This is a genomic window from Blattabacterium cuenoti, from assembly GCF_014251635.1.
GTDB lineage: Bacteria > Bacteroidota > Bacteroidia > Flavobacteriales > Blattabacteriaceae > Blattabacterium > Blattabacterium cuenoti_S.
Map to the genome: position 1 here is coordinate 252940 of NZ_CP059194.1, position 26881 is coordinate 279820.

At 26.7% G+C, this 26881-nt stretch carries 24 protein-coding genes and 1 pseudogene; 18 read left to right on the forward strand and 7 right to left on the reverse strand.

From position 1 onward, the window contains the following. Positions 1-9: 9 nt before the first annotated feature. Positions 10-867, reverse strand: a complete 858-nt coding sequence (locus tag H0H64_RS01205) for a transketolase (RefSeq protein ID WP_185857529.1) — start codon at positions 865-867, stop codon at positions 10-12. A 79-nt stretch (positions 868-946) separates the two neighbouring features. Between H0H64_RS01205 and smpB the strand changes: the two genes are divergently transcribed. After that, positions 947-1396 (forward strand): SsrA-binding protein SmpB, encoded by a 450-nt coding sequence (gene smpB, locus H0H64_RS01210; RefSeq protein WP_185857530.1) that lies wholly within the window; start codon positions 947-949, stop codon positions 1394-1396. A gap of 56 nt (positions 1397-1452) precedes the next feature. Continuing rightward, the gene (locus H0H64_RS01215; protein WP_185857531.1) at positions 1453-2670 is read left to right on the forward strand and encodes an OmpA family protein; all 1218 of its coding nucleotides are present in this window, start codon (positions 1453-1455) and stop codon (positions 2668-2670) included. A gap of 35 nt (positions 2671-2705) precedes the next feature. On the opposite strand, the gene tatC is transcribed toward H0H64_RS01215, so the two are convergent. Next, the gene (tatC, locus tag H0H64_RS01220; protein ID WP_394798753.1) at positions 2706-3509 is read right to left on the reverse strand and encodes a twin-arginine translocase subunit TatC; all 804 of its coding nucleotides are present in this window, start codon (positions 3507-3509) and stop codon (positions 2706-2708) included. A gap of 64 nt (positions 3510-3573) precedes the next feature. On the opposite strand from tatC, the gene H0H64_RS01225 reads away from it, so the two are divergent. After that, the gene (locus H0H64_RS01225) at positions 3574-4587 is read left to right on the forward strand and encodes a redox-regulated ATPase YchF (RefSeq protein ID WP_185857533.1); all 1014 of its coding nucleotides are present in this window, start codon (positions 3574-3576) and stop codon (positions 4585-4587) included. Here the strand turns inward: H0H64_RS01225 and H0H64_RS01230 are convergent. Beyond that, positions 4577-5674 (reverse strand): zinc-binding metallopeptidase family protein, encoded by a 1098-nt coding sequence (locus tag H0H64_RS01230; RefSeq protein WP_185857534.1) that lies wholly within the window; start codon positions 5672-5674, stop codon positions 4577-4579. The two genes, H0H64_RS01225 and H0H64_RS01230, sit on opposite strands and share 11 nt — an antisense overlap. A 48-nt stretch (positions 5675-5722) precedes the next feature. Then, entirely contained in the window at positions 5723-6535 is an 813-nt protein-coding gene (dapF, locus tag H0H64_RS01235; protein WP_185857535.1) for a diaminopimelate epimerase, read from the reverse strand. An 89-nt stretch (positions 6536-6624) separates the two neighbouring features. On the opposite strand from dapF, the gene H0H64_RS01240 reads away from it, so the two are divergent. Then, complete coding sequence (locus H0H64_RS01240) at positions 6625-8148, forward strand: Do family serine endopeptidase (RefSeq protein WP_185857536.1); 1524 nt, start codon at positions 6625-6627, stop codon at positions 8146-8148. 1 nt (position 8149) lies between these two features. Here H0H64_RS01240 and H0H64_RS01245 read toward each other — a convergent pair whose 3' ends face one another. Then, positions 8150-9235 carry an LptF/LptG family permease gene (locus H0H64_RS01245; protein ID WP_185857537.1) on the reverse strand — a complete coding sequence of 362 codons (1086 nt, stop codon included), beginning with the start codon at positions 9233-9235 and terminating at the stop codon, positions 8150-8152. A gap of 5 nt (positions 9236-9240) precedes the next feature. Beyond that, entirely contained in the window at positions 9241-10365 is a 1125-nt protein-coding gene (tgt, locus tag H0H64_RS01250) for a tRNA guanosine(34) transglycosylase Tgt (protein ID WP_185857538.1), read from the reverse strand. 65 nt (positions 10366-10430) lie between these two features. On the opposite strand from tgt, the gene rsmH reads away from it, so the two are divergent. The 14 genes and pseudogenes from rsmH to hisS all read left to right on the forward strand — a co-directional run bounded on the left by rsmH (position 10431) and on the right by hisS (position 26255). Continuing rightward, positions 10431-11327, forward strand: coding sequence for a 16S rRNA (cytosine(1402)-N(4))-methyltransferase RsmH (gene rsmH / locus H0H64_RS01255; RefSeq protein ID WP_185857539.1), 897 nt, complete (start codon positions 10431-10433; stop codon positions 11325-11327). A 17-nt stretch (positions 11328-11344) separates the two neighbouring features. Then, positions 11345-11671, forward strand: coding sequence for an FtsL-like putative cell division protein (locus tag H0H64_RS01260; protein ID WP_185857540.1), 327 nt, complete (start codon positions 11345-11347; stop codon positions 11669-11671). A 15-nt stretch (positions 11672-11686) separates the two neighbouring features. Then, on the forward strand, positions 11687-13657 hold the full coding sequence (locus tag H0H64_RS01265; RefSeq protein ID WP_185857541.1) for a penicillin-binding protein: 1971 nt from the start codon (positions 11687-11689) through the stop codon (positions 13655-13657). After that, complete coding sequence (locus tag H0H64_RS01270; protein ID WP_185857542.1) at positions 13654-15123, forward strand: UDP-N-acetylmuramoyl-L-alanyl-D-glutamate--2,6-diaminopimelate ligase; 1470 nt, start codon at positions 13654-13656, stop codon at positions 15121-15123. The genes H0H64_RS01265 and H0H64_RS01270 overlap by 4 nt, the downstream gene beginning before the upstream one ends. A gap of 1 nt (position 15124) precedes the next feature. Then, the gene (mraY, locus tag H0H64_RS01275; protein WP_185857543.1) at positions 15125-16336 is read left to right on the forward strand and encodes a phospho-N-acetylmuramoyl-pentapeptide-transferase; all 1212 of its coding nucleotides are present in this window, start codon (positions 15125-15127) and stop codon (positions 16334-16336) included. 9 nt (positions 16337-16345) lie between these two features. Continuing rightward, positions 16346-17706, forward strand: a pseudogene (gene murD, locus H0H64_RS01280) (UDP-N-acetylmuramoyl-L-alanine--D-glutamate ligase). Further along, complete coding sequence (locus H0H64_RS01285) at positions 17693-18886, forward strand: FtsW/RodA/SpoVE family cell cycle protein (protein WP_185857544.1); 1194 nt, start codon at positions 17693-17695, stop codon at positions 18884-18886. Before murD ends, H0H64_RS01285 begins: the two are co-directional and overlap by 14 nt. Positions 18887-18892: 6 nt before the next feature. Next, positions 18893-18997, forward strand: coding sequence for a glycosyltransferase (locus tag H0H64_RS03120; protein WP_262887093.1), 105 nt, complete (start codon positions 18893-18895; stop codon positions 18995-18997). Between the two features lie 29 nt (positions 18998-19026). After that, positions 19027-19992, forward strand: coding sequence for an undecaprenyldiphospho-muramoylpentapeptide beta-N-acetylglucosaminyltransferase (gene murG / locus H0H64_RS01290; RefSeq protein WP_262887094.1), 966 nt, complete (start codon positions 19027-19029; stop codon positions 19990-19992). After that, positions 19989-21365 (forward strand): UDP-N-acetylmuramate--L-alanine ligase, encoded by a 1377-nt coding sequence (murC, locus tag H0H64_RS01295; RefSeq protein ID WP_185857545.1) that lies wholly within the window; start codon positions 19989-19991, stop codon positions 21363-21365. Before murG ends, murC begins: the two co-directional genes overlap by 4 nt. A gap of 4 nt (positions 21366-21369) precedes the next feature. Continuing rightward, positions 21370-22098 carry a cell division protein FtsQ/DivIB gene (locus H0H64_RS01300; protein WP_185857546.1) on the forward strand — a complete coding sequence of 243 codons (729 nt, stop codon included), beginning with the start codon at positions 21370-21372 and terminating at the stop codon, positions 22096-22098. Positions 22099-22102: 4 nt separating this feature from the next. Then, positions 22103-23464, forward strand: a complete 1362-nt coding sequence (gene ftsA / locus H0H64_RS01305; RefSeq protein WP_185857547.1) for a cell division protein FtsA — start codon at positions 22103-22105, stop codon at positions 23462-23464. An 11-nt stretch (positions 23465-23475) separates the two neighbouring features. Further along, positions 23476-24852, forward strand: coding sequence for a cell division protein FtsZ (ftsZ, locus tag H0H64_RS01310; protein ID WP_185857548.1), 1377 nt, complete (start codon positions 23476-23478; stop codon positions 24850-24852). Next, positions 24852-26255 carry a histidine--tRNA ligase gene (hisS, locus tag H0H64_RS01315; protein WP_185857549.1) on the forward strand — a complete coding sequence of 468 codons (1404 nt, stop codon included), beginning with the start codon at positions 24852-24854 and terminating at the stop codon, positions 26253-26255. The genes ftsZ and hisS overlap by 1 nt, the downstream gene beginning before the upstream one ends. Here the strand turns inward: hisS and pnuC are convergent. Next, positions 26250-26879, reverse strand: coding sequence for a nicotinamide riboside transporter PnuC (pnuC, locus tag H0H64_RS01320; protein WP_185857603.1), 630 nt, complete (start codon positions 26877-26879; stop codon positions 26250-26252). The genes hisS and pnuC overlap by 6 nt on opposite strands. Positions 26880-26881: the final 2 nt, after the last annotated feature.

Here is a 26881-nt window from a genome sequence, read left to right on the forward strand (position 1 = left end):
AAAATTTAATTATAATGGATAATCTCCTAAATGAGTTTCAGGAAGTTGACATAAAGCTTTTTTTAATTCTTTCTCATTAGGATATTTTCCGTGCCATGCGTTATTCCCAACCATAAAATCTACCCCATATCCCATTTGAGTATATAATATGATTAAAATAGGCTTTCCTTTTCCAGTTTCATTTTTAGCTTTTTTTAAAGTGTAAATTACTTTTTCAATATTATTTCCTTCTGATTCTTCTAAAACTTTCCAATCAAAAGATTCAAATTTTTTTTTTAAATTACCTAAAGGTAACACTTCATCAGTCGTTCCATCTATTTGTTGTCCATTACAATCTACAGTGGCTATATAATTATCTATTTTTCTAGAACCTGCATATAAAACTGCCTCCCAAATTTGCCCTTCATTTAACTCTCCATCTCCATGTAAACTGTAAATAATCGCATTCAATTCTTTGTTTAGTTTTTTTGATAAAGCTGCACCAATGGAGACAGACATTCCTTGCCCTAAAGAACCGGAAGAAATTCGTATTCCGGGGGGGCCTCCATGTACAGTTGGATGTCCTTGTAAACGAGAATTTAATTTTCTAAAAGTAGATAATTCGCTAATAGAAAAAAAACCAGAACGAGCTAATATGCTATAATATACAGGAGATATATGTCCATTAGATAAGAAAAAAAGGTCTTCCCCTTTTCCATCCATAGAAAATTTATTTGGATTATAACGCATAATTTCTCGATATAAACCTACAAAATACTCTGTACATCCTAAAGATCCACCAGGATGTCCAGATTTTGCTTCACTTACCATCCGTAAAATGTCTCTCCTCACTTGAATACACAAATCTTTTAAATAACGTACATTCATTTTTTCAATTTTTGTTTGTATATTTTTAATCGTTTCGTTTGACTATTTCACAAAAGTAACGATTAATTTAATTAAATCTATGAGTATTATAAACAGAAAGGCTAGATTTAGATATCATTTTTTAGAACACTATACAGCTGGAATACAATTATTTGGAACAGAAGTTAAATCTATAAGACAAAACGAAGCCAATATAATGGAAAGTTTTTGTCAAATGAAAGATGGAGAGTTATATTCTATCAATATGTATGTGGCTGAATATAAATTTGGGACAAACTGGAATCATTCAAGTAGAAGAGAAAGAAAATTATTGTTGAAAAAACAAGAATTAATAAAAATCAATAAAAAATTAAAAAATACAGGTTTAACTTTAATTCCCATAGAATTGTTTTTTAATGATAAAGGATATATAAAAATGAAAATAGTTTTAGCTAAAGGAAAAAAGATACATGATAAACGTGAATTTTTACGAAAAAAAGATTTTTTTAGAGAAATTCAGCGATCTTTCAAATTTAAAGATCGTATTTAATTTATTTTTGAAATCAAATATTTATATTTGTTTAGATTTAAAGAAATTATAGTTTTATGAAAAACGTCAATTTTTTTATTGTTGCTTTATTTACTTTTTTTTCGTCTGTATTTTCCCAAGATTCGAAAGAAAAATGGTTTATTAGAATAGGAGCACATAACATTAATTATTATCCTATAACGTCTCCTTTTAAAGGGTTTTTTCTAAAAAGAAATAATAGTTTTAATCCTATTATTTCTAGTATAGAATTAGAACATAATATAAAGAAACATATAGGTTTGTATTTAGACGCTTCATTAGGCCCGGTAGATAATACTAGATGGAAGCTCCGAGATAGCTTTTTTATAAAATTAAGTCCTGGGGTAAATTTATATATTTTTCCTCATTACAAATTTGATCCTTATTTCAGATTAGGAGCAGGTTATCATAAGTATAACAATTATCTCAACAGAGAGTTGAGAATTTCAGAAACGAAATATTTTAAAACAAATAAGAAGAACTTTTTTCTATTAGATGGGGGGGTCGGTTTCAATTTATGGGTAGTTTCTAACTTTGGAATTAATTTACAAAGTACTTATAATCACGTATTTGCAAAACAATCAATAGATTATTTAAATTTTTGGAAACATAATGTAGGATTGATTTTCCGTTTTGGAAATTTAAAAATTAATCAGGATCATAAAATTGTCCCAGTAACAGAAAAAGATGATTCTTCCGTATCTTCCATTCAAGAACAAGAAAAAGAAAAGAATTTTCTAGAATTAGAAGAAAAAGAAAAGAAAATTTTTTGTAAAAATCAAGAAGATTCAGATAATGATGGAATTTTAGATAAAGAAGATTTGTGTCCAAACCAATTTGGTTTAAAAAAATTCCAGGGTTGTCCTGATACAGATTTAGATAATATTCCGGATCATGAAGACAAATGTCCTAACAAATTTGGAAAAAAAGAAAATAAAGGATGTCCTGATGTCGTTTTTAGACCTATTTTATTTGATTTGGGTAAATTTTCATTATCTACTCGTTCCTTAACAATTATTAATGAGATAGCTGAAATCATGATAAATATTCTTCCTAATTCTAAATTTTACATAAATGGATATACAGATCCTAATGGAAAATCCTATTATAATAAAATTTTGTCTCTAAAAAGAGCTCATTCTGTATTTGAAGCTTTAGTTTATAAAGGAGTAGATTCTTCTAGAATAGAAGTTAGAGGATTAGGAGTAGGAAAGAAAAAAGGACGACGTGTTGAAATCGTAATACGAAAATCATAACAAATACAAAAAAAATAAAAAGTCTCTTGTGATTTTCAAGAGACTTTTTTTGAATGAGAAGATATATATATACTCACTTGATAAAGTATTATAAGAGGAATTAAAACTATGATTGTACTTAAAATATCTCCAGGTGTTATGGCAGAAGCTATGACTAACATAATCAAAAAAGCATGTTTTCTATATTTTTTTAAAAAAAAGTAAGATATTAATTCCATTTTAGTAAGAAAGAATATGAAAAATGGAAATAAAAAAATGATTCCCATGGAAAACACTGAATGCACAATTAAAGAGATATAATCTGATAAATCAAATATATTTTTCGGAATAGAGCTGATTCTAAAAGAGTATCCAAAATGAATTAAAAATGGACATAATATAAAATAACCAAAAAAAATTCCTAATAAAAATAGAAAAGTAACCATGATCAATATCCATATTGAATATTTTTTTTCTTTATCCGAAAGAGCCGGTTTTATAAATTTCCAAAATTCATAAAAAACATAAGGAAAAGACAAAATAACTCCTCCTATGAAGCAGGTCCATACATAAATATTGAATTGACCAAATATTTGTCTGTTTTGTATCTCTAAATTTTTATATAAAAAAGAAACGGAGTTTAAATGCACTCCTAAACCTAAAAAAGAATTTGCTATTTTGTAAAATATACGGTAGGTAATGAAATCTGTTTTTGCTGGACCAAAAATAATACAGTCAAATATAATATTTCTATTATTCATTAAAATAATCATTGAAACGATTATTGCACAAAAACAATGAATTATATGTTTTCTTAATTCATCAATATGTTTCCAAAACGGCATTTTACTTTCGTTCATCAAAATTAAATTTTATAAATAAAAAAATACTTTTCTTTAATATAATATGTTAAATTTTATATAAATGAAATTAAAATGTGGAATTATAGGCCTTCCAAATACAGGAAAGTCAACATTTTTTAATCTAATTTCCAACTCCAAAGTTTTATCAGAGAATTTTCCTTTTTCTACCATAGAACCAAATTATGGAATTACAAAAGTTCCAGATGAAAGACTATATGAACTAAAAAAAATTGTTAATCCTACAAAAATAATTCCATCCGAAATAAAAATAGTAGATATCGCTGGGTTAATTAAGGGGTCGCATAAGGGTGAAGGTTTAGGAAATCGATTTTTATCTCATATTCGTGAAACAAATGTCATTATCCACATGATACGTTTTTTCCACGATCTAAGCATTCTTCATGTAGAAGGATCTGTAAATCCTATTAGAGATAAAGAAATTATTGATATGGAATTACAGTTTAAAGATCTAGAAACGATAGAAAAAAGATTAGAAAAAGTCACTAAAAAAAATAGAATCAATAAATCAACACATATACTGAAAAAAATTTTTTCTTTTTTAAAAAAAGGAAAAAATATTAGAATGTATCCATTTAAAGAAAATGATAAAGAATATATAAAAGATTTGCAATTACTTACTGTAAAGCCTGTTATTTATGTATGTAATATAGACGATAGGTCAGAAATTAATTTACATATAATAGAGAATATGAAAAAAATAGTAGAAATGGAAAATTCTACTTTGGTAATTTTATCACTAAAAAAAAATTGTATAGCAATTGATCAAGTGCTGAAAAAAACATATGAATTATTAAACTTACAAAGTTTTTTTACAGTAGGAAAAAAAGAAATTAGGTCTTGGTCGATTCCCAATCCGTGCACAGCTCATGAAGCTTCTTCAGTTATTCATACAGATTTTCAAAAAGGATTTATTCGTGCAAAAGTTATTCATTATGATGATTATATAAAATACGGATCTGAAGAAAATGTAAAAAAAGAAGGAAAAATGTTCTTAGCTGGAAAAAATTATCTCATTCAAGATGGAGATGTTATTCATTTTATATTTAATAAATGAAAAATTTATTTACATTAATATTAATAGCTTGTAAAGTTTCAAAAATAAGCAATACAGCTTGTTCTACATCTTTTTTATGAACCATTTCTACTGTGGTGTGCATATATTTAAGAGGAATGGAAATTAATCCAGACAATACTCCCTTATTGGAATAAGCAAAAGCATCTGTATCTGTTCCCGTGTCTCTAGATGAGACTAAACGTTGAAAATATATTTTTTTACTGTTAGCAGTATTAATAATCAATTCTCTAACATTTTTATGTATTGAAGGAGCATATCCAATAACAGGTCCAAATCCGCATCTAATATCACCTTGTATTTTTTTATCAATCATAGGAGTAGAAGTGTCATGTGTAACATCTGTAACAATAGCTACATTGGGTTGGATAGTTTGAGATATCATTTTAGCTCCTTTTAATCCTACTTCTTCTTGAACTGAATTCACTATGTACAATCCAAATTTTAAATCAATCTCATTTTTTATTAGCATTTTTGCTACTTCCGCTATAATAAAACCTCCTATTTTATTATCTAACGCTCTAGACACAAAATAATTGTGATTCATGATCAAAAACTGATCCGGATAAGTAATCATACAACCTACATGAACTCCCATATTAATTGCTTCAGTTTTACTGGAAACACCAATATCTACAAAGATATTATCTACATTAGGATTAGGAGATTTTTCTTCTGAAGCTTTTCTTGTATGAATTGCAGGCCATCCAAATACTCCATGTACAAATCCTTTTTCCGTATGAATGATTACTCTTTTAGATGGAGCGATTTGGGGATCTGATCCTCCATTACGAGATACATATATGATTCCTTCTTCTGTGATATAATTAACATTCCATGATATTTCATCAACATGAGCTTCAATAATTAATTTGTATGGAGAATTAGGATTAATGATTCCTACTGCTGTACCATATAAATCGGTTTGTATTTTTTCTACATAAGAACTAATATGATTAATCCATATTTTTTGTCCTACGTTCTCATATCCTGTTGGAGAATATTCATTTAAATATTTTTCAAGAAATTTAATAGAATCACTATCAATTGAATATGAAACATTGCTCATTTGTTCTATTTATTTTTACTTTAAAATTCAACTTAAATTTTGATTGTCTTAAACAAGAATGGATCCTTTAAATATAAATTTAACACTTCCGGTTAAAGAGACATTTTTATATTCATTTTTTGTTTTTGTTAATGAAACCCATAATTTTCCTCCAAGAGTTTGAACTAAAATTTCCTCAACATTATCTTTATTTTTTATTTTATTCGTTTCACATGCAGCAATAACAGAGGCGACAACTCCTGTTCCACAAGATAAAGTTTCATTTTCAACTCCTCTTTCATAAGTACGTACTTGTAAGGCGTTATTTTCAAGTATTTTTACAAAATTTACATTTACTCCTTTTTCTAAATAAGGACTTTGAAATCTAATTTTTTTCCCTTCTTTATATACATTTTTTTCTTTTATATTCTCTGCAAATAGAATATGATGTGGAGATCCTGTATTTAGAAATACGTGTTTTGTATGAATTTCTATTGTATTTTTATCTATATTAAGTAGATTAATGGAAACTAAATTATCCTTTATAAATCCGTTATGATCTCCATCAATAGCTCTGAAATGAATTTGATTTTTTTTAGTGATTCCTAATTTTTTATAAAAAAAAATAGCACATCTTGCTCCATTCCCACACATTGTGCTTTCTTTTCCATCGGAATTATAATATTTCATATAAAAATCACTTTTATATTCATCATCATTTTGAATCAAAACAATTCCATCAGCTCCAATTCCAAAATGTCTATCACACAATTTTTTGAATAAAGAAGGGGTCTCTATTTTTCTAGACATAATAGAAGACCTACAATCTAGGAGTATAAAGTCATTCCCCGTCCCTTGATATTTATAAAAATTCAGTTCCATAATAACGAAGTTAATATTATTTTTTGAACTGTAAAATTATTAATTTCCATATATTTGTTTTGTGTTATTAAAAATCACTAATTAAAAATATGAAGAAAATAGTTTTTTATATTGTATTGAGCAGTATTATGAGTTCAATAATAACTATTGCTGCATATAAACAATATGCTAAAGAAGAAACTTCACTTTTTCCACTTTTTCCATATAATAGAAAAACATCATCTTTAGAAAAAACAAAGCTTACATCATTAAATTCTTCATCATTGGTTAGTTCTGCGGGGCTTCCTGATTTTACAAGAGTAGTATCGAAAACTATAGATGCAGTAGTCAATGTAAAAAATTATTCAAAAAAATATAATAATCAATTTGATCCATTCGATTTCTTTTTTGGTTTTCCTGATGATTTTGGAAATGGTAGAGGCAGGAAACCTCAAAGAAATGATATTCCTGGACTTCATGGATCTGGGGTAATTATATCTCCGGATGGATATATTGTTACTAATAATCATGTCATAAAAGACGCAGAAAAAATAGAAATAACTCTTAGCGATCAAAGAACTTATAAAGCTAAATTAATAGGGACTGATTCTAGTACCGATATCGCTTTATTAAAAATTGATGAGAAAAATCTACCTTTCATTTATTTTTCGGATTCTAATAAAGTACAAGTAGGTGAATGGGTCCTAGCGATAGGAAATCCTTTTGATTTAAACTCTACAGTTACGGCCGGGATCATAAGTGCAAAAAATAGAAGTTTGGGGATATTAAGAGGAGAAACACAATCAGCTATTGAATCTTTTTTTCAAACAGATGCAGCTGTGAATCCTGGAAATAGCGGCGGAGCTTTAATCAATGCTAATGGGGAATTAATTGGAATTAATACAGCTATTTCTTCTGCTTCTGGAAATTTTATAGGATATAGTTTTGCGGCTCCTTCTAACTTAGTAGCAAAAGTGATACAAGATATCAAAAAATATGGGACCGTACAACGTGCATATTTAGGAGTTAGAGGAATGGATCTTTCTAGAACAGAATATTTAAAAGCTTATAATAAGGAAACACATCAAAATATAAAATCACAACAAGGTTTTTTGATAGGAGAAATATTTGAAAAAAGTGGAGCGTCAGATGCTGGACTTAAAAAAGGAGATATCATAAAAAGCATAGATGGAAAACCTATACAAAACGTTGCTGATTTATCATTTATTGTAGGAACAAAATATCCAGGGGATAAAGTTAAAGTGAATATTATACGGAACAGACAGAAAAAAACTTTTAACGTTATTTTAAAAGATTTGCAAGGAAGAACAAAAATAAGAACTAAGGAGGAAATTACTCCATCTGAATTATTAGGAGCAATATTTGAACCACTGAGTTCAGAGTATAAAAAAGATTTTGGAATTGCTTATGGGATTAGAATTATAGAGATAAGAACAGGTCGTTTAAGTGCTATCGGTTTAGAAGAAGGAGACATTATTTTATCTATTAATGGAGAAAAAATGAAAAAACCTAATGATGTTGATAGAGTTTTAAAAAAATACTCAGGAGATGTGACTATAAAATCTATCAAACAAAATGGACAAGTGTATATAGCAGGATTTGAAATGAATTAATTCAATTCATACTTCTATTCTTATAAAAGAACAATGTAATGATTCCATAAATAACATTGGGGGTCCAAATAGCTAAATAAGAAGGAATAAAATCTTTGTTAGAATATGTTTTTGCGATTTCTATAAAAAAAATATAAAAAAAAGCTAATACAATTCCTATAATCATATTATAAGCTATTTCTCCTTTTTTTCTTTTCGTAGATATGGATAATCCTAAAACAGTGAATATTAAAGTCGAAAATGGGAGACTTGTTCTTTGATAATATTCATTTAAATACATATTCATATTTTTTTTGTTTCCTTCTATATCAATAAATCTTTTCAATTCATGAATATTCATAGTTTCTGCTATATATTCCTCTGGTAAAAATTGTTCCGGAATTATGGGAAATTTTTTAATCTTATAATCTCCTATATTCAAAGAATCATGATTTTTTTTGATTATAGTTTCTCTGTAATTAAATAGAATATATATTCTATGTTTTTTAGACCAAAAAATGGTTTTAGATTTTAGAATGTATGTTAATTTTTTTCCATTAAACTTTTGATATACACATTCTCTTCCTATATTTTTTTTTTTTGAAAAATTTTGAATAAAAATATATTCATTTTCTGAAATTTGAGTACTTATCGTTTGACTTTTTTCATATTTATTTTTATATCTTGGACTTAACAGGTATTGATAATGAAATTGATTTTTTTTTTTGTTAGCTATAGGTAGAAAATAATAGTTTATTATTAAAGACACAGATCCTATCATAATAGCTGATATCAAGTAAGGAAGTGTTAATCTTTTAAAACTAATTCCGCTTGATAGAATTGCTGTGATTTCTGAATTATGGGTTAATTTAGATGTAAAAAAAATAACAGACAAAAAAACGGAAATAGGAGAAAAAGTATTAATTAACCATATGGACCAAAAAGGATAATAATCAATTAAAGCCTCTTTAATTGATCCTTGATTATTTTCTAAACGATGCATACGTTGAGAAACGTCTATGATCACAGATAGAAATTGGATCGAAACAGTAATAAATATGAAAGTACTAATAAAATTACGAATAATATAACGATCAATAATTTTCATATTATTTATAAACGTTTTTGTAACAAAGGAATCATAGATTTTTTCCAAGATAAAAATTCATTGCGCATGATATGAACTTTTGCTTCTTGAATAAGATTAAAATAAAAAGAAAGATTATGTATGGAAGCTATTTCTTTTGCTAAATTATCTCTAGATAAAAAAAGATGTCTTACATAAGATTTACTATACAATTGATCTACATAAGAATTTCCGAATTCATCTAAACAGGAATAATCTTTCTCCCATTTTTTATTTTTTATATTCATGATGCCTTTAGATGTAAATAGCATTCCATGACGTCCGTTTCTTGTAGGGATAACACAATCGAACATGTCTATTCCAAGAGCAATTCCTTCTAGAATATCTACAGGATATCCAATCCCCATTAAATACCTAGGTTTTTCTTTAGGTAAAAGACCTGTTAATAGATCAGTAATACTATGTGTTTGTTCTTTTTCTTCTCCTAAACTTAATCCACCTATCGCATACCCTTCTGCTTCTAAACAGGCAATCTCTTCTGTTGAAGATTTTCTTAAATCCGGATAAATACTTCCTTGTATAATAGGAAAAAAACTTTGTTTATAATTATATATTTCTGGATTATTTTGTAAATAAGAATAACATTTTTTTAACCAATGATGTGTTCTTTTTACAGATTTTTTGGCTTCTGTATGACTACAGGGAAAAGGGGGGCAATCATCAAAAGCCATAATAATGTCTCCACCTATAAAACGTTGAATTTTCATAGATTTTTCAGGAGAAAAAAAATGTAGGGATCCATTGATAATCGATTTAAATACAACTCCGTTTTCAGTAATTTTATTTAATTTTTTCATAGAAAAAATTTGAAACCCTCCACTATCTGTTAATATAGATTGCTTCCAATTTATAAAGGAATGAATTCCTCCGGCTTTATGTAATATTTCAATCCCGGGGTTAAAATATAAATGATAAGTGTTTCCAAGAATTATTTTATACATTTTATCAAGTTCATGTATTGGAACAGATTTAACATAGCCTTTTGAAGCTACTGGCATAAAAATAGGTGTTTCTATTTTCCCATGATCCGTTTCTATAATCCCTATCCTTGCTCTAGAAAAGCTATCTGTTTTAATTAAGTTAAATTTCATTTGAAAAATTTTAACGATATATGCAACATATAGTTATAAAATATAATTTCGTCCTATATATAAAAATGAATTCACAATACCATCATAAACCAGTTCTTATAAAAGAAAGTATAGAAAATTTGATTACAGATCAAAATGGTATTTATGTAGATGCTACATTTGGTGGAGGGGGGCATTCTTATAGCATTTTGAAAAAATTAGGGAAAAAAGCAATTTTGATAGCTTTGGATCAGGATAAGGAATCTATCAAAAATAATTTGATTAAAGATAAACGTTTTCATCTATTTCACAATAATTTTATTCACATACGTGATATTTTAAATCAAAATCGTATCGATAAAATATCAGGAATATTAGCCGATTTGGGGATTTCATCTTTACAGATGGACAATCCTACAAGAGGTTTTTCGAATCAATCTAATGGTATTTTAGATATGAGAATGAACCAAGAATCCTTTTATTCTGCTAAAAATGTTCTAAATGAATGTTCAAAACAAGAGCTATTTCATATATTTTATGAATATGGAGAATTTAAAAATGCAAGAAGGATTGCAGAAAAAATATTAAAAAAACGTTTTAAAAAAAATATTACGACTACTTTAGATTTAGTTCATATTTTTTTTATAAAAGGGTCTTTTAAAAAAAGAAAAAGATTTTTTGCTAGACTTTTTCAGTCTATACGAATAGAAGTTAATAATGAAATAAATGTTTTAAAGAATTTTTTATTAGAATCTGCTAAAATCCTTTTACCAGGAGGTAGAATCGCTATAATTTCATATCATTCTATAGAAGATAGAATTATTAAATGTTTTTTTAAAAAAGGAATCATAATAAATAAAATAAATTTTAAAACTATTCCATTTAAAATGATTCATAAAAAAGTAATTAAACCTAGTTTTCAAGAGATCATAAATAATCCACGATCTAGAAGCGCTAAATTAAGGATAGCAGAAAAAACTTAATAATGTTATAAATAAAAATGAAGACAAATATACGAGATATCCTGAAAGGAAAATTTTTGGTTAAAGAAGATGCTTATCGTAGTTGGAATTTTATTGTTTTTATTACTATGCTATCTTTAATTAGCATTACCAGTTCACATATGATGGACCGAAAAATTCGGAAGATAACGAAAATTAGTGAAGAAATCAAGGAATTAAAATCAGAATATGCTGATATACACAGTCAATGTATGAAAATGCAATTAGCTTCTTTTGTAAGAAAAAAATTAGTTAATAGATTAAAACATTTAGAATCTCCTCCATACGAATTAGTTATGGAAGATACAAAAAATATAGACTCATAGACAAGAAAATAAATAATGAAAGAAAAAAGATATATTTTATTATATAAATCTTACTTAGTTGGTTTTTTCTTCATATTTATTGCTACACTAATTATTTTCAATTTATTCTATATTCAAAATTATTCAGAAGGATATAAAAAATATTTTATAGACAAAACGATTAGAACCAATTTAATTAAGGCTAAACGTGGAAATATTTATGCGTCAGATAGTAGTATTTTAGCAATGTCTGTGATCAGATATGATATTCACATTGATTTTCTGTCCATCTCTGATAAATTATTTAAAGAAAATATTTATTCTTTATGTGATTCTTTAGAATTTTTATTTAGAAAACCAAAATTTTTTTTCTATAAAAAATTTCATAATGAAAAAAAAAAGGGAAATAGATATTTTTTATTAGCAAAAAATTTAGATTATCCACATTTTAAAAAATTACGAAATTTTCCCATTTTCAATAAGGGACAAATACGAGGCGGTTTTATTGTAGAAAAAAAAATATGCAGAATTCACACATTGGAAAATATTGGAAAAAGAACATTAGGATATGATGATCATAGAGGAAAAGCTGGACTGGAAGGGGCTTTTAGCAAATATTTAAAAGGAAAAGATGGAAAAAGATTAGAACAACGTATGAGTTTTAAAATATGGAAACCATTGAAATCAGAAAACGAGATTCGTCCAGAAAATGGAAAAGATGTTTATTCTACTATAGATATATATTTACAAGATATAGCTTATCATGCGTTACTTCAAGAATTATCTATTTCTCAAGCAGATCATGGTTGTGTGGTTTTGATGAATGTAAAAAGCGGAGAAATTCCTGCTATGATCAATCTGGAAAAAACAAAAAAAAATACTTACGAAGATTTAAGAAATTTTGCAGTATGGGAAGGAAGTGAACCTGGTTCTACTTTTAAAACAATGGCTATTCTTGCTGCTTTAGAAGATAAAAAAATAGATGTAGATATGATTATCAATACCAAAGGAGGAGTTATGAAATTAAGAGGAAAAAAAATACGGGATAGTCATTATAATGGATATGTTGAAATGAATCCAAAGCAAATTTTAGAATTCTCTTCAAATGTGGGAATAGCAAAAATTATTTATGAAAATTATAAAGAAAATCCGGAAAAATTCATAGAACACTTACATAAATGGAAATTGGATAGAAAAATAGGAATTGATATTCCGGGGGAAAGCCTCCCTTTCATTCCAAAACCTGGAAAAAAAAATTGGAGTAGCATTACCTTGCCATGGATGACTTTTGGATATAATATTAAACTAACCCCTTTACAAATACTTACATTTTACAATGCGATTGCTAACCAGGGAAAAATGATTAAACCTCTATTTATTAGAGAAATAAAACATCATGGAAAAAGTATCAAAAAATATACAAAACCTATTGTTATGAACCCTTCTATAGCTGAAAAATCTTCTTTGATCAAAATTCAAAACATGTTAGAAGGGGTCGTAAAAAATGGAACTGCTAAGAAATATTATAATCCAGAATATCCTTATGCGGGAAAAACGGGGACAACACAGTTAAATTATTGGATGAAAGGAAAACCTTTATCTTACAATAGTTCTTTTGTAGGATATTTTCCTGCCAAAAATCCAAAATATTCTTGTATTGTTGTCATTTCTAAACCAGAAAAAGGATATTACGGGATTGAGGTAGCCGTTCCTGTATTTGATAAAATTGCTAAATCCATTTATCCTAGAATAGGAAAAAAAATACTCTTTAAAAAAAAAGAAAATAAAAAATTACTCAATAAAATTATAGAATCAAAAAATTTTTTGATTGATCAATGGGTTATGCCGGATATAATATCTGTTCCTGGAAAAGAAATCATCCCTATATTAGAAAATAAGGGATTTCATATACAATATGAAGGAATAGGAAAAGTGGTGACTCAATCTGTTCAGCCAGGAAAAAAATTGAAAAAAAATCAGATTATATTTTTGAAATTAGAAGAATGAAAAAACTATTAAAAGATGTTTTGAAAAAAGTACATGTATTAAAAATGATAGGAAAAAATACTTCTCAATTTATAGAAGGAATTGCTATGGATTCCAGAATAGTAGAATCCAATATGATTTTTGTAGCTAGAAAAGGAAAAATAACAGATGGACACCAATTTATTATAGATGCTATCCAAAAAGGTGCTAATACTATAATTTGTGAGAGAAGTTCTTTTCCCATTTATAAACATATTACCTATGTACTTGTTCCAAATTCTATAGAAGCCTTAGGAATTGTCTCGTCTAATTTCTATGATGATCCTACAAAAAAAATAAAATTAATAGGAATTACCGGGACAAATGGAAAAACCTCTGTGGCTACGATTCTTCATCAGTTATTTTCTAAAATGGGAGAAAAAAATATTCTTATTTCTACTATAGGTATAAAAATATTATCTAAAAAATATTCTACTACACATACAACTCCAAATATTATTGATATTAATAAATATTTAAATATTTCAATACAAAAAGGATGTAAATACGCTTTTATGGAAGTAACTTCACATGGAATACATCAAAAAAGAATTACAGGGTTATTATTTAGAGGAGGAGTTTTTACTAATATTACACATGATCACTTAGATTATCATAGATCTTTTGATCGTTATTTATCTATTAAAAAACTTTTCTTTGAAAATTTATCGGAAAAAGCTTTTGCTTTAATTAATTCAGATGATGAAAATTCGCATAAAATAATAAAAAAAACTTTAGCTAAAACCTATTTTTATGGGATAAAAAAAAATGCAAATTTTAAAATTCAAATTTTGAAAGAAAACATTGATGGAAATCTATTACTGATTGATGGTCATAAAATTTTTACCCATTTAATAGGAAGATTTAATATTTATAATCTATTAGCTGGTTATGCTACAGCTATTTTATTAGGGAAAAAAAAAGATGATATATTGAAAAATATAAAATATGTTAAACCTATAAAAGGGCGTTTTGAGCAATTTATATCCAATTCAGGGATTCATATTATTGTAGATTACGCACATAATCCAGATGGATTAAAATCTATTTTTAATACTCTTAAAATTATAAAAAAAAATGATGAAAAATTAATTTGTATCATAGGTTGTGGAGGGAATAGAGATATAAAGAAACGTTCTTTAATGGGGAAAATTGTTTATGAAACATGTGATATACCTATTTTTACATCAGATAACCCTAGAAATGAAGATATGAATAAAATATTCAATGACATGAAAAATTTTAGATCATATATAAAAAAAAAATCTATTTTAACCTTTGTGAAACGAAAAGAAGCTATTCAAGCTGCAATTCGAATTGCTAAAAAAAAAGATGTTATTCTGATAGCTGGAAAAGGACATGAAACTTTTCAAGAAATAAAAGGAATACGTTATTCTTTTAATGATATGAAAATTGCTCAAGATTTATTAAAAACTTACGAGAAGTAAGATGATTAACTTTTTTAAATTAAAATATTTGATTTATATCTCTTTTTTTGTCAATATAAATTCTGTTTTTTACAGAGCTATTATTGCTTTTTTTTTATCGTTTTGTATAGCTTTTATTTTGTATAAAAAAATTATATGTTGGAATCGAAAAAATAGTATTATAGGAGAAAAGATACGAGATCTTGGACTTTTTGGTCAAAAGGAAAAAGAAGGAACCCCGACCATGGGTGGTCTTGTTATCATATTTTCTACGTTAATTCCTACAATATTCCTTTCTACATTAAACAATGTATATGTATTCATGTTGATAATAACTACATTGTATATGGGGTGTATTGGATTTATAGATGATTATATTAAAATAAAACATAATAAAAAAGGACTTAGTATAATGGGAAAAATATTCAGTCAAATTTTATTAGGAATTTTTATTGGAATCACTATGTATTTTAACACAAACATTTCTATTCAGGAACAAAAAATAGAATCAAAAAATTCACACTTTTTGAAAAAAAAAGAATACGGATTCAAGACCACTATTCCCATTATTTCTTCCATATATCATAATAATGAATTTAACTATGCCTATCTTTTGAGTTGGTATAATCAGAAATGGAAAAAATATGCATGGATTGTTTTCATTCCTATTGTTATTGTTATTATTACATTTTTATCCAATGGGGCTAATTTAACTGATGGAATAGACGGATTAACAGCTGGAATTTCTTCTATTATTTTTGCAACCTTATCTTTGTTATCTATAATTTCTAGTAATAAAATATATTCCTCCTATTTTCATTTTATATATATTCCTCATATAAAAGAAATTATCATATTCTCTTTTTCTTTTTTAGGATCTTTAATAAGTTTTCTTTGGTATAATACCTATCCAGCCCAAATTTTCATGGGAGATACTGGAAGTTTAACTATAGGAGGAGTTATCGCTACATTAGCTATTATTAATAGAAAAGAATTAATATTGCCTATTTTGTGTGGAATTTTTTTTATAGAAAATATTTCTGTGATCATGCAAATATTATATTTTAGATATTCTAAAAAAAAATATGGTATAGGAAAAAGAATTTTTCTTATGGCTCCTTTGCATCATCATTTTCAAAAACTAGGATATCATGAAAATAAAATTTTTAATCGTTTTATTATTATACAAATGATGCTCTCTATGTTAGTATTTATTTTATTAATTAATAAATAAGAATAAGCAATGAAAAAAAAATTCATAGTTATATTAGGGGGAGGAGAAAGTGGAGTTGGGGCCGCTTTATTAGCTAAGAAAAATGGATTAGAAATATTTTTATCGGATTCTGGAATTATTCTAAATAAATACAAAAAAATTTTAATAGAAAATAAAATTAGCTTTGAAGAAAAAGGACACTCAGAGAATATAATCATTCAAAATGCTATTAAAGTGATAAAAAGTCCTGGGATTTATAAAAATAATCCTTTGATCAAAAAAATCAATTTTTTAGGAATCCCTATACAATCCGAATTAGAATTCGGTAAAAGTTATATTGAAAATTCTTATGTAATCGGAATTACAGGAAGTAATGGCAAAACAACAACCTGTTCCATTACTTATAAAATACTTAAAAAAAAAGGAATGAATGTAGGAATAGCAGGAAATATTGGACATAGTTTTTCTAAAGAAGTCATAAAAAAAAAGATGTTTATATATTGGAAATGAGTAGTTTTCAGTTAGATGATTGTTTGAACTTTCGTTCAAATATTGCAGTATTATTAAATATAACAAGAGATCATTTAAATATATATGATAATATTGATAATTACATTGATTCTAAATTTAGAATAGCAACTTTTCAAAAAAAAGAAGATATTTTCATATATAATTATGATGATCCTATTATAAGAGAGGGGTTAAAAAAATATACCATTTTGTCTCATTGTATTCCTTTTTCTATAAAAAAAGAATTACATATAGGCGCTTATATAAAAGATCACAAAATATTTATTCGAAATAAAAAAAATCAAGAAATATGTTTTATAAATGTAAAAGATATTCCTTTAACAGGAGATCATAATCTCTATAATATTATGGTTTCATTAATTATATCCGAAATATTAAACGTAAAAAAAGAATCAATAATTTCCATGCTATTAAAATTGAAATCTATAGAACATCGTATGGAAAAAATACTAAATATAAATGGAGTCCAATTCATTAATGATTCTAAAGCTACTAATGTAAATGCAGTTTTTTATGCATTAAAAAGCACAAATGCTCCTATTATATGGATAGCAGGAGGGGAAGATAAAGGGAATAATTATATAGAATTAATTCCTTTAGTTAAAAAAAAAGTGAAAGCTATAATTTGTTTAGGAAAAAACAATGAAAAAATTATAAACTTTTTTCAAAATATCATTGATATTATTTTAGAAACAAAAAGTATTAAAAAAGCTGTTTATATGGCTTATGTATTATCTTCTCATGGAGATAACGTTTTATTATCTCCTGCTTGTTCTAGCTTTGATCTTTTTAAGGATTACAAGGAAAGAGGAAATAAATTTAAACAAGAAGTAAGGAAACTGATTTATGAAAATTTCTGAAAAAATAGACCTATTTTTAAATAAATATATAAAAGGAGATAGATATTTATGGGCTTTCATCTCTTTGTTGGCTATATTTTCCTTTTTACCAGTTTATTCTGCTAGCACAAACTTAGTTACTACATATGGAGGGACAAATACAGTATTTAGTTATTTATTAAAACATGCTCTTTTTTTGTTAGTTGGATTTTGTATCCTTTTTTTTACTCAATTTATAGACTATAAATATTTTTACCGTATGTCTATTTTTTCCATGCCTATAGTATTCATTTTATTAATTTTCACGATGAGTCAAAGAAAAGAATTAGATGGAGTGAATGCTTCTCGTTGGTTACATATTCCTATAATAAATATATCTTTTCAAACTTCCAGCATCGCTGGATTAGTTATTTTCATCTATTGTGCCAGATATTTAGCTCAAAAAAAGAAAGAAAGAATAAATTTTATAAATTCTTTTTTTCCTTTGTTGTTTCCAATATTTTTTATCATTGGACTTATTTTTCCTGCTAACGGTTCTACTGCTGTTATTGTTTTCATCTCCGTTTTAATTTTACTTTTTATAGGAGGATATCCATTTACTAGTATTATAGGAGTTTTTTTAATGGGTATTTTATTGGCAGGAATATATATTTATTCTGTTATAAAATGGGGAAACCCTATGAACAGAGTTTATACATGGAAAAGTCGTATTGAAAAATTTTTGGATCATGAATCTGAAGAAAGTTATCAAATGAAACAATCTAAAACGGCAATCGTTTTAGGAAATAAATTTGGATGCGGGCCTGGAAAAAGTGTTTTAAAGGCTTTTCTCCCACAATCTTCTTCAGATTTTATCTATGCTATTATAATAGAAGAATATGGATCTGTTGGAGGTGTAATCCTTTTATTCATTTATATACTAATTCTAATGAGAATTATGATAATAGCTACGAAAGTACAAAATTATTTTTGTTCTCTTTTGGTATTTGCTGTTGGTTATCCTATTATAAATCAAGCGCTAATTAATATGGGAATAGCTGTTGGTTTATTCCCAGTTACAGGACAAACTTTGCCGCTTATAAGTGCTGGAGGAACTTCTATGTGGGTTACTTTTTTTAGTTTTGGCATCATATTAAGTGTCAGTCGAATGATATATAAAAATTCAACTAACACCACTAAAATACAAATAAATAAATTATAACTCATCATGAACAATACACCCAAAGTTATTATTGGAAGTGGAGGGACCGGAGGGCACATATATCCGGGAATAGCTATTGCTAATGAACTTAAAAAAAAATCCCAAAAATAAATATTTTATTTATTGGATCTAAGAATCATATGGAAATGCGAGAAATCCCTAGATTTGGATATTCTATTGAAGAAATCTGTATTTCAGGTGGAAAAGATAAATTTTTTTCTATATCAGGTTTTATTTTATCTATACAACTAATATATAGCTTTTTTTTGGCAAATAAAATCATTAAAAGATTTTCTCCAAATATAGTTATTGGTACAGGAGGATTTGTAAGTTTTCCTACCTTATATGCGGCAAGAAAAAATAAAATCCCTATTCTGATTCAAGAACAAAATTCTTTTCCTGGATTAACCAATAGAATATTCTCTCGTTACGCAAATAAGATATGTATTGCTTATGATCAAGCGAAAAAATTTTTTCCAGAAGAAAAAACAATCATAACTGGAAACCCAGTAAGATCTGAAATATTACAATTGCCTAGTAAAGAAAAAGCTTGTATTCATTTAGGATTAAAAATTAAAAAACCTATTATTTTATCTATAGGAGGAAGTCAGGGGTCAAATAGTATGAATAATGCTTGGATAAAAGGATTAAACAAAATAATAGAATTGGATATGCAACTTATTTGGCAAGTAGGAAAATTCGATCTTCATAAAGTTAAAAAAAATAAAATGTCTTATCATTCGAATATTATTTTCATGGAATTTATTGAAAATATTCCTATATGTTATGCTGCGGCGGATATTATTGTATCTAGAGCTGGGGCTTTAACTATATCAGAAATATGTTTGATAGGAAAACCATATATATTGATTCCTTTTCCTTCGTCCTCTAATGATCATCAAAATCAAAATGCTAAAATATTAGAAGAAAAAGAAGCGGCTTTAATTATAAAAAATGAAGAAATTGAGCAAAAACTGGTGAATTCTGTTATAGAATTAGTGAATGATTCCAGTATGAAAAAAAAAATGAGTAAAAATGTATTAGAATTAGGAAAACCTAAAGCAACGAGCGATATTGTAAACGAGATTTTACAAATTATTTTATGAACTTAAACCAAATTGATTCTTTTTATTTTATAGGAATAGGAGGAATGGGGATGAGTTCCCTGGCTCGATATTTTCATACTATGGGTAAAACTGTTTATGGTCATGATCAAAGTAAAACTTTTCTGACAAAAGAATTAGAAAAAGAAGGAATATCTATAAATTATCATGATAGTATCGAAATATTACCCAAATGGGTATTATCCAAACAATGTTTGATTGTGTATACCCCAGCCATTCCTAATCATCATAAACAATGGATGTATTTAAAAAAATATGGTAAAAATATAAAAAAACGTTCTCAAGTATTAGCTTTAATTACAGAAAATGATATTTGTATAGCCATAGGAGGAACACATGGAAAAACAACTACTTGTACCTTATTAGGACACATTTTATATAGTGTTGGAATGAATGTTACTGCTTTTTTAGGAGGAATTTCTGAAAATTATAAATCTAATTTAATATTGAATAATGTATGTAATGGAAAAAAAATTTTTTTGGTAGAAGCAGATGAATTTGACCATTCTTTTTTATACTTATCTCCCAATATAGCATGTATAACCTCTTTTGACCAAGATCATGTAGATACTTATCCAATAAAAGAAGCCTTGAAAAAGGCTTATATAACTTTTTCAAATAGAATAAAAAAACCATATAAAAAAATATTTCTTTTCCGAGAAGAATTTTTTCGATCTAATAACGCTATATATTATTCAGTGCTAAAAAAAGAAAATTATTATTCCAATCATTTTTATATAAAAGAAAATAAATGGTATTTTGATTTTCATACTCCTACAGAAACATGGAGATCTTTACCTTTACCTATTCCAGGTAAACATAACTTAAAAAACGTTACAGCAGCATTAGCCATATCTGACTATCTCAAAATTCCTAAAAATAAAATCATAAAAGCTTTATTTTTATTTAAAGGGATAAAAAGAAGATATTCCATTCATTATCAATCTTCAAAAAAGATATATATAGACGATTATGCACATCATCCGACAGAAATCAATGCTTTGATTAATACTGTAAGAAAATGTTTTCCAAATAAAAAGATATTAGGTATTTTTCAACCTCATTTATTCAGTAGAACTAAATTTTTTGAAAAATCTTTTGCAAAAAGTTTAGAACGTCTTGACATTTTAATTTTACTAGATATTTATCCAGCTAGAGAATTTCCCATAAATAAGATTAATTCGAATAATTTGTTAAAAAAAATTAAAATGAGTTCTAAAGAAATATCTACTCTGTCCAAAGTTTTAGAAAAAATTGAAAAAAAAAATTTTGATATTATTCTGACAATAGGAGCTGGTAATATAGACACCTTAATTATTCCTATTAAAGAATGGTTGTATAAACGATATGGATAAATAAATGAAAAATAATAAAAAATTCTTTATCATTATTTTATTATTATATATGATTTGTATGATATCGCTTTTTTATTTTTCTCAAAAAACACACCAAAACAAAATTTTAAAAAAATTTAATATTATCATTGATCCATTATCTAAAAATCATTTTGTAAATGAAGAAATTATTAAAAATATTCTATTTTATAAAACAAAAAAAATTGAAAAAAAAATCGGTCAATTATGTATATTGAGAATGGAAAAAAAATTAAATAATTACCCTTTTATAAAAAAATCTGAAGTATTTCTTAGTGTAGATGGGACTCTTAATATTAAAATTTTGCAAAAAGAACCCATATTAAGAATAAAAAATGGAAATCAAGAATATTATCTTACTAAAGATGCGGAAAATTTAGAACTTTCTTCTTTTTATTCATCAAAAGTCATCTTAGCAAAAGGACTTTTTTCAAAAGAAGAAAAAAAATATTTAACAAATCTAGTCAAATTCATAAACTCCGATGAATTATTAAAAGACCAAATTATTAGCATAAAAAAAAATAATAAAAATTCATTTATTTTAATTCCGAAAATCGGAAATCATCATATTATATTAGGAAATATAAAAAATTTTAAAAATAAATTGAATAAATTAAAAGCATTTTATAAGCAGTACCTAAATAGAATAGATATGAATCAATACAAAAGTATTGATTTGCAATATAAAGACCAAGTAGTCGCAAAAAAAAGATAAGTCTATGGAATATCAAGATATAGCTATAGGTCTTGATGTGGGAACCACGAAGATTGTAGCTATGGTAGGCAGGAGAAATGAATATAATAAAATTGAGATCCTAGGGATAGGTAGATCTAAAAGTGTAGGTGTGCATAGAGGAGTTGTAAACAATATAACTCAAACCATTGAAGCTATTCATGAAGCAGTATCTGAAGCCGAACATAGTTCTGGTTTAAAAATAAAAGAAGTTATTGTTGGAATAGCAGGGCAACATATTAGAAGTCTACAACATAATGATTATATTACTAGATTAAATTTTGAAAATGTCATCAGTCAAAAAGATATACAAAGATTAATAGATCAAGTTCATAAACTAGTTATGCAACCAGGAGAAGAAATCATTCATGTTCTCCCACAAGAATATAAAGTAGATAGTCAAGCAGAAATAGTAGAACCGATAGGAATGTATGGAAGTCGTTTAGAGGCAAATTTTCATGTAGTAGTAGGGCAAATTTCTTCTATACGAAATATTGGGATATGTGTAAAAGCTGCAGGTTTGAATTTAGCTGGAATGACTTTAGAACCTTTAGCTTCTGCTGAAGCTGTATTAAGTACCGAAGAAAGAGAAGCAGGTGTTGCTTTAGTGGATATAGGAGGAGGAACTACGGATATTGCTATATTTAAAGATAACATTATCCGGCATACTGCCGTGATCCCTTTTGGAGGAAATGTCATAACTGAAAATATAAAAACAGATTGTTTGATTATTGAACGGCAAGCAGAATTACTAAAAATAAAATTTGGATCTGCATGGCCAGGAGAAAATAAGGAAACGGAAATTGTTTGTATTCCTGGATTAAGAGGTCGTGAACCTAAAGAAATTTCTTTAAAACACCTTTCCCAAATTATTCATATACGAGTATGTGAAATTTTGGAACAAGTAAATGTAGAAATAAAAAATTATGGAAATGAAGAACAAAAGAAAAGACTTATTGCAGGATTAGTAATGACAGGTGGAGGTTCTCAACTTCAACATATTCGTCCATTAACAGAATATATTACTGGAATGGACGTTCGTATAGGGTATTCTAATGAACACATTTCAGGAGGAAAAAACGGTTTGATAAGTAATCCAGAATATGCCACGTCTATAGGTTTAATAATTAAAGGACTTGATGATAAAAAAAAATATCTTTGTACAACAGCAGATATAGCACATAGACATGATGAAAATTCTGAATTGATTTCTACAAAATTTTATAATAAAAATCGTAGATTAAATTATGATGAGGACTATAAAAAGAAAAAAAATAAAACAAAATCAAAATCTTTTCTTGAAATTTGGGCAGATAAGTTCCGTAAAATATTGAATGATACAGAATAATAAACCATGAAATGAAAAAAGAAGATTTTATACAAAAAAAAGAAAACGCTCAATTGGAATTTCCAAAAAACCGTTCAGCTTCTATTAAAGTAATTGGAGTAGGAGGAGGAGGAAGTAACGCTTTAAGTCATATGTTTGAACAAGGAATAACTGGGGTCGATTTTATAGCGTGTAATACGGATGCACAAGCATTAAATAATAATCCAGTTCCTATAAAAATTCAATTAGGAGCCTCTATTACAGAAGGACTTGGAGCTGGAGCAGATCCAGAAGTAGGAGAAAAGGCTGCATTAGAAAGTTTGGAGGAAATAAAAAGTATTTTAGATTCTAACACTAAAATGACCTTCATAACAGCAGGAATGGGTGGTGGTACAGGAACTGGTGCAGCTCCAATTATTGCAGGAATTTCTAAAGAAAAAGGAATTTTGACTGTAGGAATTGTTACAATTCCATTTCATTTTGAAGGAAAAATGAGATTACAACAAGCTCAAAAAGGAATAGAAGCATTAAGAAAAAATGTGGATTCACTCATTGTGATTAATAATGATAAATTAAGAGAATTATATGGAAATTTAGGATTTAAAGCCGGTTTTGCAAAAGCTGATGAAGTTTTAACTACTGCAGCTAAGGGCATTGCAGAAGTCATCACTCATCATTATAAACAAAACATAGATTTAAGAGATACAAGAACCGTTTTAAAAGAAAGTGGAACAGCTGTTATGGGATCGGCGATTGCTGTTGGAGAAAATCGAGCAAAAGAAGCTGTTGTACAAGCTTTAGATTCTCCATTATTAAATGATAATAAGATTACGGGAGCTAAAAATGTTCTTCTTCTTATTGTTTCAGGAAAAATAGAAATTACGATAGATGAAATAGGAATTATCAGTGATTATATACAATCTGAAGCAGGAAACAATGCCAATATTATTATGGGTTTAGGAGAAGACGAGGTTTTGGAAGAAAGTATTTCAATTACTATAGTGGCAACGGGGTTTCCTACGGAAATACAGAGAGCGATTAATCACGAAGAAAAAAAAATTTTTCATAGGTTAGAAGAACCTTATGAACAAAAATTAAATAAAATGGAAGAAATCCATTCTTATTCTAAACGAATTGATCCTTTTTTTTCAAAAAATTATTCAAAATCAAGTCATTTAGAAAAATCTTATTATAATAAGAAAAAAAATAAAAAAGACGATTTTTCATCGAACCAAAAACAAAACATTTTTGATCAATCTATAAATTCAAATTTTTTTATCGAAAAAAAACATAAAAAATATATGTTAAAAAATAGTTTTGATCTTCCTATTTCATACAATGAAAATGAAAAAATATTAAAAAATAGGATTCGTAAAAAAGAAAATAATACAAATCAAGAGTTTGATTAATGTTTCCTAATATTCCCAAAGGGACTAGAGATTTTTCATCTATTGAGATGAGTAAACGAAATTATTTAGTTCAAACGATTCGAAAACAATTTGAGCTTTTTGGTTTTGATTCTATAGAAACTTCTTCTATTGAAAATATTTCCACTCTCGTTGGTAAATACGGAGAAGAAGGAGATTCTTTAATGTTTAAATTGTTACATTCAGGTAATTTTTTAAAAAAGAGAATTTTCGATTTTTTAAAAAAAATCGAAAATAATAAAAATGTTGATCATATTGTAAAATTCTTTACTGAATATATGTCTAATAAAGCTCTCAGATATGATTTAACGGTTCCTTTTGTTCGTTATGTAGTAATGCATCAAAATGAAATCATTTTTCCTTTTAAAAGATACCAAATACAACCTGTATGGCGTGCAGATAACCCTCAAAAAGGAAGATTGAGAGAATTTTATCAATGTGATGCAGATATGATATCATTCTCTTGGTCTTTATGGGAGGAAATAGAATTAATTCAACTTTGTGACGAAATTTTTACTCAATTAAATTTTCCTATAATTATCTACATTAATCATAGAGATGTATTAGGAGGATTAGTTGAAATAGCTGGCATAGAAAATGATTTATGGAAAAATTTTACAACATCTTTAGATAAATGGAATAAAATTGGACGAGATTTAGTTAAAAAAGAAATGATGAACAAAGGAATTTCATCTAAATCATTTGATAAAGTATCATTTTTTTTCGATATGGAAGAAAATTTCTATAATAAAAAAAAACATTTAACCATAGCCTTACAAGATTCTGAAAAAGGGAAAAGAGGGATCCGCGATTTGAGTTTTATTTACAAGAATATAAAGAATATTTCTTTACAAAATACAAAATTGGAATGGAATCTTTCTTTAGCCAGAGGAATGAATTATTATACAGGTACAATATTAGAAATTGTTCCATTTCACAATAGGAGTTTTATTTCTATCGGAGGAGGAGGTCGATATGATAAATTAGCTAATTTATTTGGAATGAATAATATTTCTGGGGTAGGAATTTCTTTAGGTTTGGATAGAATTTATTTAGCAATGGAACAAGAAAATTTGTTTCAAACTATTTCTAATTGTTCTTCAAAAGTTTTGTTTATTAATTTTGGAAATGAAGAGGTTTTGTATGCATACAAAATAATTAAATTTTTTAGAAGAAAAGGAATTTCTACTCAATTATATCCTAATACGGATAAAATAGGAAAACAATTTAGATATGCGAATAAGAACAATATTCCATTTGTTATTAGTATAGGAAAAAATGAAATCAATAAAAACAAAATCAAAATGAAAGATATGCAAAAAAAAACAGAAAAAGAATACAATCACGTTAATGACGTTGTGAATCTATTAATGAAAAAATTATGATAAAATTTGATTGAGTGCTTTTTTCTTCCAAAGAAAAAACCCTCCTATAGCTAGGATAACAAGAACAATAAATAGAATCCCTGTTAATATAAAACCCTTAAAAAAATAAAGAGGTACGGAAATTCCATTTCCCACCATCCAAAATATCCAATTTTCTACTTTTTTCATAGCCATTTGATACATTCCAGAAAAATAAATACCCGTTGTTAATATATCCATCCAATCAGAATGAGATTGAAGTTTTCCATAAAAAAAATAAACCATCATACTGAAAGTACAAGTGAATAAAAATAAAATAGAGGTATAAAAATAATCTTTTTTATTACAAAAAGTAATAGGGATTTTATTATTTTTATCCTTTTTATATATCCATGCATACCATCCATAAAAACTCATCAACGTGTAATACAAGTTAATAATAAAATCTCCATAAAGAGAAGAATAAAAAGTTAAATAACTATATATAATAGTGCTGACTATTCCTATTGGATATACCCATGCATTATTTTTTTGAGCACAAAAAACACTAAATATTGTAAATGCTACAGCCGTAAATTCTAAAATTATGTGAAAATAACTATAATGATAATAGGGGGATAAAAGTATATCTATCCAATCATTTATCA